This window comes from Streptomyces sp. B3I8, assembly GCF_030816915.1.
Taxonomy (GTDB): Bacteria; Actinomycetota; Actinomycetes; order Streptomycetales; family Streptomycetaceae; genus Streptomyces.
This window is the reverse complement of record NZ_JAUSYN010000001.1, coordinates 218,994-236,778: the sequence shown is the minus strand read 5'-3', so window position 1 is coordinate 236,778 and position 17,785 is coordinate 218,994. Positions and strand designations below refer to the sequence as shown.

The window sequence follows — 17,785 nt, the reverse complement described above, 5'->3', positions numbered from 1 at the left end:
GGCGCAACCAGGCCGACCGGTGCCTGGTCTTCGCATGACCAGGCACCACGCACAGCGGTCTGGTCGAATGGAGTGATGCATGACCCTCACCCCACGGCAGGCCGACGCACCAGGCCGAACCCGGCTTTGGGGGCCTTTCTCCGCTCCCGCCGGGACCGTCTCACCCCCGCACAGGCCGGGATCCGCCCCTGGCCCGGCCCTCGACGTGTGCCGGGGCTGCGCAAGGAGGAGGTTGCCGGCCTGGCAGGTATCAGCCCGGACCACTACAGCCGTCTGGAACAGGGGCGCCAGCGCACGCTGAGCGACGACCTGTGCGAGGCACTGGCACGGGCCCTGAACCTCACCGACGCCGAGCGCAGACATCTGCGGTCCCTGGCCGATCCCGGATCCCGCCGCGGCGACTGGCACCGCCCGCAGCAGCCGGAACCGGGACTCCTGCGAGTGATGACCGCCCTGGAGGATCTGCCGACACTCCTGCTCGGACACCGCCTTGAGGTACTGGCCACCAACGCGCTGCTCGCGGAGGTTCTGGGCGTGAGGCTCGACCCGGGGACCTCTTTCGTGCGGTGGCTCCTGCTTGATGAAGCCGCCCGTGTGCGCATCGTCAACTGGGCGGATTACGCGAGCGCTGCTGTGGGCTCACTGCGTTACGAAGTGGGCCGGCACCCGCACGACCGTGCGCTCGCCGCGCTCATCGAGGACCTGCGCGCCAAGAAACCCCGGGTCGATCGGTGGTGGAACGACCAGGGCGTCACAGACCGCTCGTCGGTCACCAAGCGCATCGCGCACCCCGCAGGGGGCCCGCTCGAGTTCGGCGTCGAAGCGGTGACGCTTCCCCAGAGCGCCGACCAACAACTGGTGATCTACACGGTCGAGCCCGACTCACCGACTGCACACGTCCTCCCCCTGCTCCGCAGCTACGCGTTGCGCCACCCGCAGGTGAAGACAGAAAACCCTGACGAAGCCGTCGCACGTGACGGTGGGGGAGGAGGCAGATGGCGAAGCCCGGGCAGGCTCCGATGAGGTCGTCGCCGTGTCGAGGCCGCCCGGGTGGCCCTCTCACCGCGTCGACCGGCCCGGCTGTAGGCGTACACGTGGCCCTGACACGATTTCCGTGACGCGGGGCCGTGCTTCGGTGCGGTCGAGGTCGGACACCAGCCACTGCCGGCCCTCGGTGAGGGAGCGGGATGCCCTGCCCGTCGACAAGGACGTGGTGCTTGCTGCCCGGCCGTGCACGGTCGACCGGGCTGGGACCGCTTTTGGGCCACGTCGGGCCGCCCGGACATGGGAGGAGCCGATCACCGCCCGCGACCAGTCCAGCTGTTTCGCCGACCGCGGCTTCTTCAGCAGCACCAGGTGCAGTTTCTCCCACACGCCGGCCTCGTTCCAGGCGGCCAGGCGCCGCCAGCAGGTCATGCCCGAGCCGAAGCCCAGTTCGTGGCCACCCTCACCGCGGTCCACACCTGGTCCTCCGTCCAGCCGTGCGCGGCCGGACCCTGCTCGAGATACCTGGCGAGCTTTTCCAGACAGCGTGGCGACAGGCGACACCGGCCCCCGCTCGGTCCTCTCGAAAGCAGCTCGTCGGCACCGCCTCGCCGCCACAACTGCTGCCACTGGTAAGCCGACCTCAGACTCACACGCAGCTGCCGGGCCACCTCGGGCGGTTTGACCTGCTGCGCAAACAGCTCCGCCGCCCGTTCCGCACCGCTTCCCGACGCCGCCGTGCTGCAGGGGTCACCCCGCCCCCATCCGCGTATCTCACAGGCCACGGACTACCGGCAACACCACACCGGCATCGGCAAGTTCAGCAAACATCATCCTGAAGTGCCGAGATCAGTGAGGCCCACCGGTCAGATCCCGGCGGGCTTCTCGTCAAGGACGACGGTCTTGGTCTCCAGGTAGGAGCGAATGCCCTCGCGCACGCCCTCCCTTCCGATGCCGGACTCCTTGAAGCCGCCGAACGCGATGCCGAAGTCGGGCTTGAAGCCGTTGTGGCCGACGGTGCCGCAGCGCAACTCCCGTGCGGCAGCCAGTGCCCGATCTGCGTCGCGGGTGAAAACGGCGGCGTTGAGACCGTACTTGGAGTCGTTGGCCAGGCGGACTGCATCCCGTTCGTCATCCGCTGGGATAACGCTGAGGACGGGCCCGAAGATCTCCTCCTGAGCGATCGTGGAGGAGTTGTCGACGTTGGCGAAGACGGTGGGTTCGACGAACCATCCGCGGTCGAGTCCTGCGGGTCGTCCTCCGCCGGCGGCGAGTTCGGCGCCTCCATCGATGCCCTTGGCGATGTATCCTTCGACCCGCTCCCGCTGGGAGGCGCTGACGAGCGGGCCCATACCGGAGGCCGGGTCAAACGGTGAGCCGACCTTGACCTGCTTGAAGAAGTCGGCGATGGCATCAACCATCTCGTCGTGACGGGCCCGGGGAACGATGATGCGCGTCAGCGATGCACAGACCTGACCGGACTGGAAGCATTCGATACCGGCGAGGGACTGCGCGGCGCTTTGGATGTCGGCGTCGTCGAGGATGACAGCGGCGGACTTGCCCCCGAGTTCCAGTGTGACGCGGGCGATGCGATCTGCTCCCAGTACCCCGATGCGGCGGCCTGCGGCGGTGGAGCCGGTAAAGGTGATCTTGTCGACTCGCGGGTCGGTAACAAGCTGTTCGCCCACGACGCGATCAGCCGTCACCAAGTTGAAGACGCCGGCCGGCAAGCCGATCTCGTGCAGCAATTCGGTGAAAATGTAGGCCTCGCCGGGTGCCTGGGTCGGTGACTTCATGACGATTGTGCATCCGGCCAGCAGTGCGGGTGCGGCCTTGTGGACCAGATATTCGAGCGCGCCGTTCCAGGGGTAGATGGCACCGACCACTCCGACCGGCTCGCGAACGATCATGCTGTAGCCGCCCCACATGCTTTGCAGACCCGGCTCCGTGAAGGGGAACGTGTCAGCCAGGTCCGCGTATCCGTTGAGGGAGCGCTCGGCCATCGGTGCGATCTGGCCGGCGATGCCGGCAAGTACTCCGGTCTCACGGGCCCACGTGCGTGCAAACTCATCGGCACGTTCACGGACACCCGTCGCGAGCTTGCGGAGACAGCCCGCTCGTTCGGTGTGGGACATGCGGGGCCAAGGCCCCTCATCGAAGGCCCGCCGGGCAGCACGGATGGCGCGTTCCATGTCGTCGGGTTGGGCCAGAGGCACCTGCAGGAAGGGCTCCTCGGTGGCGGAGTCGGTCACCGTGACGGTGGCATCCGAGCTGGGCTGGGTCCACTCACCATCGATGTAGAAGTGGCGGTAGGACTTGACGGGTTCCGACGTCGCGGACATGTGCTTTCTCCTGATGTCAAGATGATCAAACGGTGCGAAGTGCCGGATGGCCTACGCGTGGCCTGAAGGATGGCTCGGCGTGCGGACCGGGTGCAGTTCCTACGCCCGGTCTGGCGCGCGCGGACGCACCGGGTTACGCATGTGGCGGTGGTGCGGGTTTACAGTCGGGGCACGGCGACCGACTGATCAGAAATGCTCAAGCCTGGAGATCGAGTCGGGGCGCGGGAGTGTCGAACGCGTTGAGCATGACGGCCTGCGCCACGTACATGGCGACGAGGTGGACCAGGTCGATCACTCCGTCGCGCCCGAAAGCGTGCAACGCCTGGTCGTACGTGGCATCGCTGATGCGGTGGGTGGTGAGCAGTTCCGTGGTGAAGCGGTGGGTCAGTTCGTGGGTGCCCTCCAGTGCGTCGGTGTTGCCGGCAAGGAGGCTGCGGATGGTGGCTTCGGAGAGGCCGACCGATCGGGCGAAGACAACATGGGCATACGTTTCGTAATCGCATTTCCAGTGCGCGCCAACGGTGAGGATGGCGACTTCACGGGTGGCCCGGGAGAGGCAGGAGCCGTGGTAGTCGGAAGCCACCCACTGTTGGAAGGCCAGTCCTGGCCTGGGCCTCAGCACGGTTGCGATGAACGGCCCGATGAGGCCGCCGGCGGCGTCGGTGGCAGCAAAGCCGAAACTGTCTGCCCAATCGCGCAGTTGCGCTGCGGCGGCCTGCTGCTCCGGATCGAGTTCGGTGGACTCGACGCGAGGGAGGCGACCTCCCCAGGCTTTCTCATCGGCTGCTGGACGGCGCATGGAAGCTCCTGAGTGATGCGGTCGGTGGGGTCGGAGGTCGTTGAACGCGTCGGCTGTGGTGGGGAGGGGCCGCGCAGGGCTATCGAGCGGTGTCGGCTGTTCCGAAGGGTGGCTTCGCCGCTTGCCGGTGTGCGCGGGAGATCTCCTCCGGGCTCAGTGAGAACCGATACCAACGAGTTCAGCACTGCGGGTCCACAGGGTTTCGACAAGGGCGTCGTTGTTGACTTGCTTGTTGGTCTGACGCGGCTTCGCGGGCTCGGTCTGCGCGTAGAAGCGTCCGTGGCCCCAGTCGATGCCGGGGCGGCCGGTCAGGAAGTAGGCGAGGTTCGCTCCGCCCTTCTCGGGCGAGATCAGCGCGATCCGGGACAGCGGTGTCCGATACAGAAGTCGGGTGAGGAAGTCGTTATTCTCGGCGCCGAAGCCCGTTCGCACATTGCCCGGGTCGACGGCCGCCGCGTTGATCCCTTGAGCGCCGTATCGTGCGTGGAGTCCCCGGGTGAAGAGGATGGTGGCTAGTTTCGCGTCGCCGTACGCGCGCATCGGGGCGTAGCTTCTGGTGTGGTTGAGGTCTTCAACGTCGATCTTTCCGACGATCCTGGCGGATACGCTGGAAGTGTTGATCACGCCGCCTTCGCCGGCCTGCAGCAGGTCGAGCAGGAGGTTTGTGAGCAGAAAGGGCGCGAGGAAGTTCACCTGCAGGGTCTTCTCGTTGCCGTCCGCCGTTACGGTGCGTTCGCCGAAAATGCCTCCGGCGTTGTTGGCGAGCACGTCGATACGATCGACCGAGCGCCGGAGGTCGGCCGCCAATTCACGCACCTCGTCGAGACGCGTGTAATCCGCTATGTAGGACTCCGCACCGACCTCGCGTGCCACCGCCGCCGTCTTGTCCCGTGAACGCCCCACGAGGATGAGCCGCTGCCCTGGTTCCTGCCGGGCGATCCGACGTGCCGCCTGGGCACCGATGCCGTCCGAACCACCTGTGACCACAACGATCCGCTCGCTCATACGCATGCCCCTGCCTTCCAGAGCTGACCCTCTAGGGTCATTAATGACACTTGAGTGTCACCTTTGGCTCCACGGTAGCATGGAGCTGTGAGTGAGGATGCTGAGCTGAATCTGCGGGAGCGGACCCGTCGCGCCGTCCGGTCCGAGATCGTTGCGGCGGCAATGGATGTCTTCGGCCGCCAAGGTTTCGAGAGCACAACCGTGGAGGAGATCGCGAGAGCCGCAGGCATCTCGCGCCGTAGCTACTTCCGTTACTTCCCCACCAAGGACGCCGCACTGGCTGAAGGGCTGGCCGTGGTCGGCCGGGCGGTCGTCGGGGCACTGGCCCAGCGTCCCGACGACGAGAGCCCTTGGGACGCACTCAGACGGGCGTTCGACCCGCTGCTCGATCAGGCCGAGACCGAACCGGGCGCCAGAGCCCTGGGCGGCCTCATGCTCGAAAGGCCGGCCCTCCGGTACGACAAGGACACCGCATGGCAGGAAGCCATCACGGCCGCCCTGGAGACCCGCATGGCAGGCCACGCTGGTGACGTGCGGTTTCGGGCCGGGGTCCTCGCATCAGCAGCCTTGGCATGCCTCCACGCCGCGCAAGCGCGCTGGCTCCATACAGACGACCTCCGCCTCGCAGACCTGCTCGACACCGCCATGAGCACAGTCCACCCCTTGTCCACCTGCTGACACGGTCGCCCTGAAGTCCACGCTTATCGCCCAGGACGTGCGAGGGCTCAACCCGGCCAAGCCCGCAGCCTTACCCGGCGCACGTTCGGTCGCGCTGCTCATTGGTCATCGCCCTTGCGGACAGCTCGTGTTGAGATCTCGCTGCGAGCCCCCACAAGCGAACCCGGCCCTACCGGCCACAGACCAATGGCAAGGGTGCAGGCGCCGGTCCAGGCGGCGAGAAGTGTCTGGAGTTCTCGGACGACTTGGTAGAGGCTCGGACCTGCGCCGCGTCTTTTGGGTCTTGTGCCAGTCGTTGCAGGGTGCAGAAGGCGTGGGTGGCGGAGACGAGGGTGACGTGGTGGTGCCAGCCGCCCCAGGTGCGGCCTTCGAAGTGGGCCAGACCCAGGGCCTGTTTCATCTCGCGGTAGTCGTGTTCGATGCGCCAGCGCAGCTTGAACGCCGGCTGCTGGCCGAATGGCCGGCCACCGAACCCCAGTGGCCGGCGAGGGCGGCGACGGAGGCGGGCGCGGGCCGCGCCCGCCTGTGCGGAGTGTGCCGGGAGTCCTGTATCCGCCGTGCGGCCGCCGCTCACCGGCGATACTGGACGCATGGATGCCACGACCACCGCCCCCCGCGCCGAGGTGCTGCGGGACCGTTACCGCGGCCGGCTGCCCGAGCTGCTGCAGGAGCTGGCCGGCCCCGTCACGGGCACCGTCGACCTGCCGCTGCACATCGTCTGGTCCGGGCGGACCAGCTACAGCCTGGACCGCCCGAAGTCCCGCATGACGCTCTACCGCACCGTCCTCGCCGAGGGCCTGCGCGAGGACCTGGCCGCCTTCCTGCACCACCGGCTGCTGACCGAGCAGTGGCCCGTCCTGCGGCGCCTGGTCAGCCCCTACATCCGTGAGGTCTGGGAGGACGCCTTCCCCGAGCTGTCGCGCACCGCCGCGGGCGACGCGACGGCCGCGTGAAGCTGACCCCGCTCCACGAGCGACTCCTCGTCGACATCCTCGACCTCGGCTCCCCCTACCCCCTGGTCCTCACCGGCGGATACGCCGTGCAGGCCCACGGCCTGGTCGAACGCTTCAGCCGCGACCTCGACGTCGCCACCGAGAACCCGGCTCCGATGGAGGAGATCATCGCCTCCCTCACCGCCGGCCTCACCGCGCGCGGCTGGCGGACCACGCACGTTCAGAGCGACCCGCTCAGCGGCCGGTTCCTCGTCACCGCCCCGGACACCGGCGAGGAGTGCGAGGTCGACGTCCTCAAGGAGGCGTTCTGGGCCCCGCCCGCCCAGACCCCCTACGGGCCCGTCCTCTCCCTCGACGACGTGATCGGCACCAAGGTCCGCGCCCTCGCCGACCGCGGCACGGTCCGCGACCTCATCGACGTCCAGGCCGCCTCCCGCCACCGCTCCACCGCCGACCTCGAATCCCTCGGCCGCCGCCGGACCCAGGACGAGTTCAGCCTCGAGGACCTCCGCGACCGGCTCACCGGCGCGGAATGGTACGAGGACGAGGACTACGCCGCGTACGGACTCAACCCCCGGCAGATCGACGAGCTCAAGGCATGGGCGCTCGCGTGGGCGACGGACCTGGGGGAACGGATCCACGACGAGAACGCCTGACGAAAAGCCAGATCATCGCGAGCCGGGTACCGGAGGGCGAAGCGCGTGATCGCTTGCACCACCTCGCGGGACGCGACCCTTGGACGAGGTCCTGGACGCCTGCTTCGAGGACGACGGACCGGAGACGGCGTCGGAGCCAGAGCCCGAGCCCGAGACGGACGCGAAGTCGGACGACGCCGCCAAGGGACGACAACAAGGGGGACGAAAAAGCCCGACGAAGGCACCGACGAGAAGACCGACGAAGGCACCGACGAGAAGGTCGACGAAGGGGCCGACAAGGGCGCCGCCGCCCGCGCCGAGTAAGCGCATCGGGTGAAGATCCGCGTACGCCCTCTTGTCCCACTGCCCGCCATGGGCTTTCTTGGCCCTCATGGCGGACACCACGGGCAACACCACCGGCGCAGGCGTATCGGTCGGGGCCGGTCCGGCTCCTCGTAAGTCCAGTTGGCGCTACATCGGCCCCGGCATCGTCGTCGCGGCGACCGGGGTGGGCGCCGGCGACCTCGTCGCCACCCTCATCGCGGGCAGCAACTTCGGCTACACCCTGTTGTGGGCGGCCGTCATCGGCTGCCTGGTGAAGATCTCCCTTGCCGAGGCGTGCGGCCGCTGGCACCTGGCCACCGGCCGCACGTTGTTCGACGGCTGGGCGAGCCTCGGCCGCTGGACGATGTGGTTCTTCGCGATCTACGCCGCGATCTGGGGCTTCGTCTACGGCGCGGCGGCGATGTCGTCCAGCGCCCTGCCCCTCCAGGCCCTCTTCCCGGACGTGATGGGCCTCGAATGGTGGGGCATCGCCTCAGGTCTGGTGGGCCTGGTCTTCGTCTGGTTCAACAAGTACAACGTCTTCGAGAAGGTCATGACGATCCTGGTGGGCGTCATGTTCGTCGTGACCGTCTACCTGGCCATCCGCGTCACCCCGAACCTCGGCGACGCCTTCGCCGGCCTACTCCCGGTCCTCCCGGACGAGAAGGACTCGGTCCTCAACACCCTGGGCCTGATCGGCGGCGTGGGCGGCACCATCACGCTGGCCGCGTACGGCTACTGGGTCAACGCCAAGGGCTGGACCAACACCGGCTGGATGAAGGTCATGCGCCTGGACAACCGGGTCGCCTACGCGACGACCGGCATCTTCGTGATCGCCATGCTCCTCGTGGGCGCGGAGATGCTGCACTCGGCGAACATCGCGATCGCGAGCGGCGACAAGGGTCTGATCCAGCTCGGGGACATCCTGGAGCAGCAGTACGGCACGGCCACCGGCAAGCTCTTCCTGATCGGGTTCTTCGCCACCTCCTTCACCTCCCTGATCGGCGTCTGGCACGGCGTGAGCCTGATGTTCGCCGACTTCCTGGCCCGGCAGCGCGGCGAACGCGAGGCACGCGGCGACGAACTGGCCTCGGGCCGCCGCGAGAGGTCCTGGACCTTCCGCGCCTACCTGCTCTGGCTGACCTTCCCGCCCATGATCCTGCTCTTCCAGGACGAGCCTTTCCGCCTGATCATCATCTACGGCGTCCTGGGCGCCGCCTTCATGCCCTTCCTCGCGCTGACCCTGATGTGGCTCCTCAACTCCTCCCGCACACCCCGCGAATGGCGCAACGGCGGCCTCAGCAACGGCATGCTCGTGATCGCGGGGCTGCTGTTCCTGGTCCTGTGCGTGAAGCAGATCTGGGACCAGCCGTGGTCGGAGTTCTTCTAGCCACTGTCCGGCCGATCAGGTGACTGTCGCTGATCTGCTCGTTGGTCCCGTTATGGGGCGGGGGAGAACGCGGCGATCCGTCGGACGCCGAATGGGAACGGCTGCGGCCGTTCCTGCCGGTGAGCAATGAGCCTCTTCAGCGTTGGCGCTCCACGCGGTCCGCGTCGAATCACAGCACCACCGGAGAGCAGTGCGTGACCTGGGAAAACAGACATCATGTTCGGCAGTCACGCAGGCGCGCATCGTGACACAACAAAGAACACGTTTCGATGGTGTTCGAAAGGATGGCTGGTATCCACGGCCGGCACTACGGTACGACGCAAAGAGATCGACCACAGCAGGCGGCATCGGTCGACCGAGTGGCAGGTTCTCACGGGTGTCTGCTCGAACTGGCGTCGCAGTGGGGCCCCGGACAGGGAGACTTCTGAATGCAGTTGCTCAAAAAGCATGTGACTCGGACAGCTCTGGTTCTCGCCCTTGGCGCTGGCATTCTCATCGGCAGCTCCAGCAATGCTTCAGCTGCGTACTTGAGCTACAAGTGCGATGACGGGCGGGCCTGCGTGTACGATACTTTGGGGCAAGTCTGGAATATGGAACACTGTGGAAATAACCCAATCTACGGCCGATTCAACTATGCCAAGGCCCACGGCAACACCTTCAGGGTGTGGTACCAGAACAACACGTGGGATTTCGTCACGGCATGGACTGAGCGCAGCCTGGACGGCGGAAATATGGTCACGCAAGTAGACGTGTACTGCTGAGCACTGGCAACAGAAGAGGCCCTCTCCAATCGTCTGCTCGAACCGGCGTCACAGTGGGCCCCAAACAAGGAGGCTTCTGGATGCAGTTACTCAAGAAACACGTGACCCGTATTGCTGTGGCTCTCGCCCTCGGTACTGGCACGCTCATCGGCGGCTCCAGCACTGCTTCAGCTGCCGACGTCCATCCCCAGTACTGGAACTATAAATGTGATTACGGACGGGCCTGCATATACTCGATTTCCGGGCAGGTCTGGAATGCAGACCAATGTGGAGTGAACCCTGTCAACGGCGTCTACAACTATGCCAAGGCCCATGGCAACAGCTTCAGGGTGTGGTATCAGGACTGGACGTGGGATGTGGTCACGGCCTGGAGTGAGCGGACCCTGGACGGCGGCAATGTGGTCACGGAAGTGCAAGTGTATTGCTGAGCGTTGACGACGAAGCAGCCCTCCAGCTTCAGACGTCATCTCATGTGGGTCAGCAGCCTGTCGGTCGATTGTGTTTCGCGATCGTCGAGCGGCTGGTGCGGGATGGGTCAGGTGGCCTCGGAGGCTCCGTCGCGGCCTCAGGGCGGCGGCCGGCGTCGGCACGGTGATCGGCAGGTGCTGGCCGCAATCGTGTGCGCGGCCACGGCGAGCTGCGCGTGGCCGCAGCTTCCGTCCGCATCGTTCGGGCCCTCCAGGGCGACGGCTCACCGGCGCTTTTCCAAGTGATCGAGGGTTCGGGTGTGAACCAAGCTCCATCGCCCGGTCCTTGATGAGCGCGGTGCCCGGGGGGAGCTGGACTGGTCGATTGTCCAGCATCGCCCTCGATCCTCATCGTCAACGGGCCCTAATGGAGCGCGCCTCACTGCTGATCGGGGGCTTGCCTCCGAGCGCGGTGTGGCAGCGATGGTAGTTGTAGGTGTGCGGGAAGGTGCCGAGGGCTGCCGTTCGCTGTTCGTTGCTGTTGTAGGGCCGTTGGTAGGCCCTTTCGTCGAGCAGGGTGCGGTGGAAGCGATCGACTTTGCCATCGGTCTGCGCCCGGTAGGCGCGGGTGGGTTTGCCGGTCGCGCCGAGTTTGTCGAGGGCGGCTTTCCGGGCCAGGCCCTTGCGGTAGGCCCAGGCGTTGTCGGTCAGGACCCGCTCGATGCGGGGGATGCCGTGTGCGTGGAAGAACGCGGCCGCGCGGGTGAGGAAGACTGCGCAGGTCGCGACCCCCGACGCCCCCTCGCCCAGCTCGGCCTCGCATGAACACAAGACGTACGTCACCCGGCTTTGCCAAAACCCTGCCCCGGTGACCTACTTGGTGTCGGCGACGACGACGATCTGACGGATGTGGGTGTCTTCCACGGCGGAGCGGAGGAGGAAGTCGGCGACGTTCTCACGAGCGGTTGAGGGGAAGAGCGACAGCTTCTTGAGATCCTCGAGCACGGTCGCGGAGTAGCGGGTGTTGCTTCGGTTGCTCAACGGACCGGGGTATTCGACGGTCCATTTCAGGTCACTGGCCTTCAGGAGCGCTTCCGCCGCGACCTTGTCCTCGTATTTCTTCCGGAGCATGCTGCTCACAATGGCGTGTACGAGGAACGAGGTTTTGGGGAGGGAGTCGCCGACTCCGAAGGCGGACACGATGAGGAATCGGTCAACGCCGGAGATTTTCGCCGAGGCGATGACCGCGCGGACGGTGTCGGTGATCAGCGTCGGGGCTTCGCTGGCGTTTCCGAGCGTGCTGATGACAGCGTCGTGGCCCTCGGCCGCCGCCGCGATCACGGCGGCATCAGTGATGGCTCCGCTGATGACCTGGGCACGCGGGTCAACCTTGGCGTCGGCCCTCCGAACGAGGGCGGTCACCTGGTGTCCCTGATCGAGTGCCTTTTTGACGAAGTGGACGCCGGTACGACCGGTTGCTCCTAGGACAAGAAACTTCATGACGTTCGCTCTCTGTCGAGGCTGAGTCGAACCTCCTCAGGTCGCTGCCGATGCCGGCGCGCCGTTTGCGGTGAAGGTCCGATCGCCAACGTTAGTCATGAAAACTGACTAAAGTCAAGGCGACGCCGGGGCATGCCGACACCCGCTGAGCCAGGTGAACCGGGCGGGCGTGAGCCGGTTGCGGGCGCGGTTCGGTGCGGCTGGGATCAACCCGCGTACGGGTCGGTGATCTCGCGGAGCTGGTCCAGGATCTGGTGCAGCAGGGCGAAGTTGCGGGTGCCCAGATACGCTTTCCACTCGGCGAGGATTTCGTCGAGTGTGGCTGCGGTCACCTCGATGGCCCGCCGGCCGCGTTCCTCGATCACGATCAGCCGGGCGCGGCCGTCAGTGGGGTCCGGCACCCGGCGGACGTAGCCCAGGCGTTCCAGTTGGTCGACCAGTACACCGGCGCTCTGCTTGGTCACTTGTGCCTGGTCAGCGAGGTCCGTGAGGCGTGAACGGTCCGAGGTGATGCACTGGAAGACCCGGCACTGGGTGAGTGTCCAGTCGTCGAATCCGACGTCCTGGAGGGCCTGGAACATCCGGCTCTCGGCGTACCGATAGGGGATGAACAACAGCACCCCAAGCTTCACCCGCTGCTCGTCGTCCATGCCGCCTTTGGCTCCGTCGCTCTCCTGATCCCACGATGTCCATGCCCCGCGTCGGCACCGCCGTGCCGGTTCGCCGTCGGCCCGGCCCCGGCGGCGCGAGCACAGTTTCCGCCCTCCGCGCGCGCCGTCCGCCCCCTCTCCGGAACCTCGCCCCCCAGGGCGTTGCCGCGTCGTACGATACTAAGAATAGCTGACTAATGTGGCGGCCGGTGAATCGATAGGGCGCTGCCGCCGCCACCGGACGGCGACTCGTGCGCCGGCCGTGCGACGGACCGCCATGCGCGCCCGCTGATCCGGTGCGCTCCGGAAACGGCATGCGCGTCAGCGTGATCCTCTGCCGCATGGAGTGTCCATGGGCCGGGTCGGCCCGCACGAGGGTCTGTGACGGAGAGTGACGGAGCTGCGATGAGTGAACACCCGGGACGCGACGTACGAGGTGAAACCCGCCTACCGGGCACCGGGTTTTTCAGGACTCATACCGAAGGCTTGCCGACTTTCCTGACGCTCCGTCAGCGACATGTCAGCGGTGGGGCGGCGGGGTGGCGTATCCGCCCCGGCCGTGAGGCAGGGCAGCCTCGGACAGGTCGCGGCCGGGGCGGAGCTCAGGGCGGTCTGCTCGGATGCCGGTTCCGCCGGCCCGGTGGCTGTCCCTGATCACCGGGCCGGCGGAAGTTCTCATTCGGGCAGGCCGGCCGGTTCCGGGATGTGGAGCGGGGCTGCCGTGGCAACGGCCACGTCCTGGGGTGTGATGCCGGGGGCTGTTTCGACCAGGAGGAGTCCGTGGTCGGTCACGTCCAGGACGGCGAGGTCGGTGATGATGCGGTGCACGCAGGCCCGGCCGGTCAGCGGCAGCGTGCACTCGGGAACGATCTTCGGGCTGCCGTCCTTGGCGGTGTGTTCCATGAGGACGATGACGCGCCGGGCGCCGTGGACGAGGTCCATCGCTCCGCCCATGCCCTTGACCATCTTCTCGGGGATCATCCAGTTGGCCAGGTCACCGTTGGCGGAGACCTGCATGGCTCCGAGGATCGCGGTGTCGAGGTGGCCGCCGCGGACCATGCCGAAGGAGAGGGCGGAGTCGAAGAACGCGGCACCGGGCAGGACCGTCACGGTTTCCTTTCCCGCGTTGATCAGGGACGGGTCGACGGCGTCGTCGGAGGGGTAGGGGCCGGTGCCCAGGATGCCGTTCTCCGAGTGCAGCACCACATGGACGCCGGCCGGGATGAAGCCGGGGACGAGGGTGGGCAGTCCGATGCCGAGGTTGACGTAATCGCCGTCGTTCAGTTCGCCGGCGGCCCGGGCCGCCATCTCGTTGCGGGTCCAGGGCATCAGCCGGTCACCGTCCTCTTCTCGATCTGCTTGTCGGCCGCCTGCTGTGCGGTCAGGGCCACGATTCGCTGGACGAACACGCCCGGCAGGTGGATGGCGTCCGGGTCCAGGTCGCCCGGTTCGACGAGTTCCTCGACCTCGGCGATGGTGATGCGGCCGGCCATGGCGGCCAGGGGGTTGAAGTTGCGGGCGGACTTGTCGAAGACGAGGTTGCCGTGCCGGTCGCCGCGTGCTGCCCTGACCAGCGCGAAGTCGCAGGTGAGAGCCGTTTCGAGGACGAACTCCCGGTCGTCGAAGATGCGGGTCTCCTTGGCCGGTGAGGCGACGGCGACACCTCCGTCGGGATGGTGACGCCAGGGAATGCCGCCGTCGGCCAGCGGGGTGCCGACGCCGGCCGGGGTGTAGAAGGCGGGGATGCCGCAGCCTCCGGCGCGCAGGCGTTCGGCCAGGGTTCCCTGGGGGACGAGTTCGACTTCGAGTTCGCCGCTCAGGTACTGGCGGGCGAACTCCTTGTTCTCCCCCACGTAGGAACCGGTGACACGGGCGATGCGGCCTGCGCCCAACAGAACGCCCAGGCCGTGGTCGTCGGTTCCGCAGTTGTTGGACACCACCCGAAGCCGGCTCGCTCCGTGGATGTACAGGGCGTCGATGAGGGTGCTCGGGATGCCGCACAGGCCGAAGCCGCCGACGGCCAGCGAGGCGCCGTCACCGATGTCGGCCACGGCATCGGCCGCGCAGGAGAAGGTCTTGTCCATCAATGGTCCTTCCGAGGAATCCGGGCAGACGCGCGCGGGCGTCCGGGCCGTGCGGCAGCGGTGGCAGGGCCCGGACGCCGTGTGGTGCCCCCGGTTTCCGGCCGGGGACACCGCGGCGTACGGGACCATGCGGTGTCCGTGCGCCGCGGTCGGTGCGTGCGCTGGCGCTGGTGGGCGGGGAGTACCCGGCTACTGTTCGGCGGCAGCGAGCAAGCGCTGGGGCACGGGAACCGCCGGGGCCGCGGGCTGCCGCAGCTGCTCGCGCAACTGCCCGATCAGCTCGTGGAGCCCGTCGCCGTCGGTGGCTGCGCCGAAGAGGTGGAAGCCGGGGCGGACGATCGCGGCGACGTGTCCGTGCGCGCGCGGGTGGGGCAGGCAGCCGCCGGGGGCGTCGATGTGGCCCGAGGGTGGTGCTGTGCCCTCGTACAGGGCGACGATGTGGGCGCCGATGCCGGTGAGGAAGGCGCGGTCGGTCTCGTCGAGGGCGGTCAGCGGGGCATGGCCGTCGGTCAGGACGTCGAAGCCGCCGGTGAGTTCGTCCGGCAGGGCGGTGCGGCCCTGGTGGGTGAGCCGGTACTCGGGGGTGGGGTGCCCGACGTGCGGGGCGCGGGCGCCGTCGGGGCCGCGTTGCAGGATGCCGTCGCCCAGGACCGGCGGTGGGATGGGCGGTAGCGCGTGCCGGGGGCCGACGCCCGCGGCGATCATGCGGGCGTCGCGTGCGGCGGCCTCGTCGGGGTCGAGGACGCAGATGACCTCGCGCATCGCGGCGGACGTGTCTGTCATGGTGCTCTACCTCGTCGGGCTGTGGGTGCCGGTCATCAAGGCGCCGAGATCGTCGGGGGCGAGGAAGGACGGCGGGGGCGGGGGGCCCCAGTTGAACAGGCCTCTGGCGCCTTCGAGGATCTCCGGTGTCCAGAGCTGGTCGTCGACGACGCAGTCCATGTCGGAGTAGTACTCGCTGAAGTTGCCGGCCGGGTCCTTGAGGTACCAGAAGAAGTTGGAGCCGGCGTGGTGGCGGCCCAGGCCCCAGATGTGCCGCTCGGGGTGGTTCTGGAGCATGGCGGCGGCGCCGCGGCCGACCTCGTCGATGTCGTCGACCTGCCATGCGGAGTGGTGCAGGAAGGTGACCGGCGCGGTGAGGACCAGGATGTTGTGGTGGTCGGTGGAGCAGCGCAGGAACGCTCCGTGGTCCTTGATGTAGTCGGACGCCTTGAAACCCAGCCCGTCGCGGAAGAAGGCGGTGGTGGCGTCGAAGTCGGTCGTGCCGACGACGGCGTGCCCGAGCTTGCGGGGCCGTACCCGGCCGGTGCGCAGCACACCCGGGGCGCGGGAACCGGTGCGCTCGGCGCGGCCGGGCCCGTTGTAGACGGTGGCCGGCACCGGGTCCTGGGTGAGGCGGGGGGTGACTTCCAGGACGGCGCGGACGGTGGTGGCCATGTCGTACGCGGACAGGGTTCCGTTCGTGGCGAGGGCCTCGATGCCGAGCCGCTCCAGGCGCGAGGCGGCCGCGGCCAGGTCGTCGGAGGTGTCGACGCCGATGCGTACCTCCACCAGGCGGCGGGTCGGCGCGTGGACGATGCGCAGCTGGCGGCCGGCGTCCTGGGTCGTGAACCAGCCGTCGCCGTCCGGAACGAGGCCGAAGTCCGTGTAGTAGGCCGCCGTTTCGGCGACGTCGGGGACCCCCACGGTGAGGGAGGTCAGACGGTGCAGTGCCATGGGGACTCCTCGACTCCTCTGTCCGGCGGGTTCGGCTCGACTCAGGCGACGAAGGTCTGGCGCAGCTCGCCGATGCCCTCGATGGTGCTGACGAGTTCGTCACCGGCCGCCAGCCAGCGCTGCGGGTCGCGGCCGAGACCGACGCCGGCGGGGGTGCCGGTGAAGAGGACGTCCCCGGGAAGCAGCGGCAGCACCGCGGACAGCTTGGAGATCAGCGCGGGCAAGGAGAAGATCAGGTCGCGGGTACGGCCCTTCTGGACCTCTTCGCCGTTGATCGCGCAGCGCAGTTCGAGATCGTCGGGGTTGTCGAACTCGTCCGGCGTGACCAGCCACGGCCCGATGGGGGTGAAGCCGGGACGGGACTTCCCGAGGCTGAACTGAGGTACGGGACCGGCCAGCTGGGACACCCGCTCGGAGATGTCCTGGCCCACCGTCAACCCGGCGACGTGGCTCCAGGCGTCCGCCTCCGACACTCCCTCGGCACGGCGGCCGATGACGGCCACCAGCTCGACCTCCCAGTCGGTGTTGCCGCCCTCGGGCAACTTCACCTCGGTGACGGGACCGCTGATGCTGGTGACGAACTTGGTGAAGACCGGCGGCAGCCCTTCCGGCACCTCGAACCCGGACTCGGAAGCGTGATCCCGGTAGTTCAGGCCGATCGCCAGCGTCTGCCGGGGAGCCGGGACCGGCGAGCCCAGCTCGGCCGGGTCGAACACCACGCCTTCGGGCAGGTCGGCGGCAGCGGCCCAGGCACAGAACACTTCCCAGTGCTCATACACGGCCTGCGGGTCGGCGGAGAAGCTGCCGCCACTGGCCTCTTCGACGTCGACGGCCTTGCCGTCGACAACGAGGGCCAGCCGACCGCGGAGGTTGGCGATACGCACGAGGTGTCTCCCGAGGAGGAAAAGGAAGGGCCGCCCGAAGCAGCGTGAGGGAGCGGGCCGCTCGATCCGCCGGCAGTGACGGAAGGCCGACTGCCGCAGGCAACGGCGCCCTTGCTCACCCAGCAATTCAGCATGATGATTACCCTGATATTGCGCCGACGCTGCCGGAGCGTCAAGAGGGTGGAGAAAAAAATCAGCATGATGATTATGAGTCTGGAGGAGTCGTCTTGACCGTCACACCCAAGCGCCCCGCACCCGCGAATGCCGGTTCTTCCCCCACGGGGACCCGTCCTGAGCAGCTGCGGAGCACTTCCGGGGCACCGTCCTCGGGTGCGCTCCACGGGGGCCGGGGCTCTGACGGCGCCGGCCGCGGTGCGGCCTCCGGCCGGGCCGAACGAGCCGCCGAACGGGTCACGGAAATCGCCGCGATCAGCCCGAACGCCCTGCTCGGCTCGCTCTGCACCAGCCTGCTCGGACTCATCGAAGACCACACCCTGTCCGTTCCGCCCACTGTCGAGCAGCCGCTCGCCGAGTACATCGCCCAGCGCCTGGAGCTGCACCGCGCACTCGTCGACGCACTCGAGCAACGCGACCGGGACGAAGCACTCCGGCTGATCCACGAGCACAACACCAGCCCCGCCGCACAGCACTGACCTGCCCACCTGACCGCAGA

General features: G+C 67.8%; 21 protein-coding genes and 2 pseudogenes. 9 read left to right on the top strand and 14 right to left on the bottom strand.

Annotated features, from left to right (window positions below):
• Positions 1 to 75 precede the first annotated feature (75 nt).
• Positions 76 to 1,023 (top strand): helix-turn-helix transcriptional regulator, encoded by a 948-nt coding sequence (locus tag QFZ64_RS01260; protein ID WP_307061367.1) that lies wholly within the window; start codon positions 76 to 78, stop codon positions 1,021 to 1,023.
• A 36-nt stretch (positions 1,024 to 1,059) separates the two neighbouring features.
• On the opposite strand, the gene QFZ64_RS35235 is transcribed toward QFZ64_RS01260, so the two are convergent.
• The 5 genes from QFZ64_RS35235 to QFZ64_RS01235 form a co-directional block, all read right to left on the bottom strand.
• The gene (locus QFZ64_RS35235; protein WP_373430523.1) at positions 1,060 to 1,461 is read right to left on the bottom strand and encodes a hypothetical protein; all 402 of its coding nucleotides are present in this window, start codon (positions 1,459 to 1,461) and stop codon (positions 1,060 to 1,062) included.
• Entirely contained in the window at positions 1,413 to 1,655 is a 243-nt protein-coding gene (locus tag QFZ64_RS01250) for a helix-turn-helix domain-containing protein (protein WP_307061365.1), read from the bottom strand. The genes QFZ64_RS35235 and QFZ64_RS01250 overlap by 49 nt, the downstream gene beginning before the upstream one ends.
• A 195-nt stretch (positions 1,656 to 1,850) precedes the next feature.
• Positions 1,851 to 3,326 (bottom strand): aldehyde dehydrogenase, encoded by a 1,476-nt coding sequence (locus QFZ64_RS01245; RefSeq protein ID WP_307061363.1) that lies wholly within the window; start codon positions 3,324 to 3,326, stop codon positions 1,851 to 1,853.
• Between the two features lie 196 nt (positions 3,327 to 3,522).
• Positions 3,523 to 4,125 (bottom strand): carboxymuconolactone decarboxylase family protein, encoded by a 603-nt coding sequence (locus QFZ64_RS01240; protein ID WP_307061361.1) that lies wholly within the window; start codon positions 4,123 to 4,125, stop codon positions 3,523 to 3,525.
• 153 nt (positions 4,126 to 4,278) lie between these two features.
• Positions 4,279 to 5,130 (bottom strand): SDR family NAD(P)-dependent oxidoreductase, encoded by an 852-nt coding sequence (locus tag QFZ64_RS01235; RefSeq protein WP_307061359.1) that lies wholly within the window; start codon positions 5,128 to 5,130, stop codon positions 4,279 to 4,281.
• 87 nt (positions 5,131 to 5,217) lie between these two features.
• Between QFZ64_RS01235 and QFZ64_RS01230 the strand changes: the two genes are divergently transcribed.
• Positions 5,218 to 5,808, top strand: a complete 591-nt coding sequence (locus QFZ64_RS01230) for a TetR/AcrR family transcriptional regulator (protein WP_307061357.1) — start codon at positions 5,218 to 5,220, stop codon at positions 5,806 to 5,808.
• 169 nt (positions 5,809 to 5,977) lie between these two features.
• Here QFZ64_RS01230 and QFZ64_RS01225 read toward each other — a convergent pair.
• Positions 5,978 to 6,244: pseudogene (locus QFZ64_RS01225) on the bottom strand (IS701 family transposase); the annotation flags it as partial.
• 154 nt (positions 6,245 to 6,398) lie between these two features.
• Here QFZ64_RS01225 and QFZ64_RS01220 point away from each other — a divergent pair.
• The 6 genes from QFZ64_RS01220 to QFZ64_RS01195 all read left to right on the top strand — a co-directional run bounded on the left by QFZ64_RS01220 (position 6,399) and on the right by QFZ64_RS01195 (position 10,584).
• Positions 6,399 to 6,761 (top strand): hypothetical protein, encoded by a 363-nt coding sequence (locus QFZ64_RS01220; RefSeq protein ID WP_307061355.1) that lies wholly within the window; start codon positions 6,399 to 6,401, stop codon positions 6,759 to 6,761.
• A complete protein-coding gene (locus QFZ64_RS01215) occupies positions 6,758 to 7,417 on the top strand; it encodes a nucleotidyl transferase AbiEii/AbiGii toxin family protein (RefSeq protein WP_307061353.1) in 660 nt (219 codons plus the stop codon). Before QFZ64_RS01220 ends, QFZ64_RS01215 begins: the two co-directional genes overlap by 4 nt.
• A gap of 370 nt (positions 7,418 to 7,787) precedes the next feature.
• Entirely contained in the window at positions 7,788 to 9,110 is a 1,323-nt protein-coding gene (locus tag QFZ64_RS01210) for an Nramp family divalent metal transporter (RefSeq protein WP_307061352.1), read from the top strand.
• Positions 9,111 to 9,538: 428 nt separating this feature from the next.
• The gene (locus tag QFZ64_RS01205) at positions 9,539 to 9,871 is read left to right on the top strand and encodes a hypothetical protein (protein ID WP_307061350.1); all 333 of its coding nucleotides are present in this window, start codon (positions 9,539 to 9,541) and stop codon (positions 9,869 to 9,871) included.
• An 80-nt stretch (positions 9,872 to 9,951) separates the two neighbouring features.
• The gene (locus QFZ64_RS01200) at positions 9,952 to 10,299 is read left to right on the top strand and encodes a hypothetical protein (RefSeq protein ID WP_167796191.1); all 348 of its coding nucleotides are present in this window, start codon (positions 9,952 to 9,954) and stop codon (positions 10,297 to 10,299) included.
• A gap of 42 nt (positions 10,300 to 10,341) precedes the next feature.
• Entirely contained in the window at positions 10,342 to 10,584 is a 243-nt protein-coding gene (locus tag QFZ64_RS01195) for a transposase (RefSeq protein WP_373430529.1), read from the top strand.
• Between the two features lie 108 nt (positions 10,585 to 10,692).
• On the opposite strand, the pseudogene QFZ64_RS01190 reads toward QFZ64_RS01195, so the two are convergent.
• The 8 genes and pseudogenes from QFZ64_RS01190 to QFZ64_RS01155 all read right to left on the bottom strand — a co-directional run.
• A pseudogene (locus QFZ64_RS01190) lies at positions 10,693 to 11,061 on the bottom strand (integrase core domain-containing protein); the annotation flags it as partial.
• 90 nt (positions 11,062 to 11,151) lie between these two features.
• Positions 11,152 to 11,778 (bottom strand): NAD(P)-dependent oxidoreductase, encoded by a 627-nt coding sequence (locus QFZ64_RS01185; protein ID WP_307061347.1) that lies wholly within the window; start codon positions 11,776 to 11,778, stop codon positions 11,152 to 11,154.
• Positions 11,779 to 11,984: 206 nt separating this feature from the next.
• Positions 11,985 to 12,428 (bottom strand): MarR family winged helix-turn-helix transcriptional regulator, encoded by a 444-nt coding sequence (locus QFZ64_RS01180; protein WP_307061345.1) that lies wholly within the window; start codon positions 12,426 to 12,428, stop codon positions 11,985 to 11,987.
• Between the two features lie 675 nt (positions 12,429 to 13,103).
• Positions 13,104 to 13,757 carry a CoA transferase subunit B gene (locus tag QFZ64_RS01175; RefSeq protein ID WP_307061343.1) on the bottom strand — a complete coding sequence of 218 codons (654 nt, stop codon included), beginning with the start codon at positions 13,755 to 13,757 and terminating at the stop codon, positions 13,104 to 13,106.
• On the bottom strand, positions 13,757 to 14,512 hold the full coding sequence (locus QFZ64_RS01170) for a CoA transferase subunit A (RefSeq protein WP_307061341.1): 756 nt from the start codon (positions 14,510 to 14,512) through the stop codon (positions 13,757 to 13,759). Before QFZ64_RS01170 ends, QFZ64_RS01175 begins: the two co-directional genes overlap by 1 nt.
• 189 nt (positions 14,513 to 14,701) lie before the next feature.
• Positions 14,702 to 15,295 carry a hypothetical protein gene (locus QFZ64_RS01165; RefSeq protein WP_307061339.1) on the bottom strand — a complete coding sequence of 198 codons (594 nt, stop codon included), beginning with the start codon at positions 15,293 to 15,295 and terminating at the stop codon, positions 14,702 to 14,704.
• A gap of 6 nt (positions 15,296 to 15,301) precedes the next feature.
• Positions 15,302 to 16,228, bottom strand: a complete 927-nt coding sequence (locus QFZ64_RS01160) for a VOC family protein (protein WP_307061337.1) — start codon at positions 16,226 to 16,228, stop codon at positions 15,302 to 15,304.
• 41 nt (positions 16,229 to 16,269) lie between these two features.
• Positions 16,270 to 17,112, bottom strand: a complete 843-nt coding sequence (locus QFZ64_RS01155) for a fumarylacetoacetate hydrolase family protein (RefSeq protein WP_307061335.1) — start codon at positions 17,110 to 17,112, stop codon at positions 16,270 to 16,272.
• Between the two features lie 227 nt (positions 17,113 to 17,339).
• Between QFZ64_RS01155 and QFZ64_RS01150 the strand changes: the two genes are divergently transcribed.
• The gene (locus QFZ64_RS01150) at positions 17,340 to 17,765 is read left to right on the top strand and encodes an FCD domain-containing protein (protein ID WP_307061333.1); all 426 of its coding nucleotides are present in this window, start codon (positions 17,340 to 17,342) and stop codon (positions 17,763 to 17,765) included.
• Positions 17,766 to 17,785: the final 20 nt, after the last annotated feature.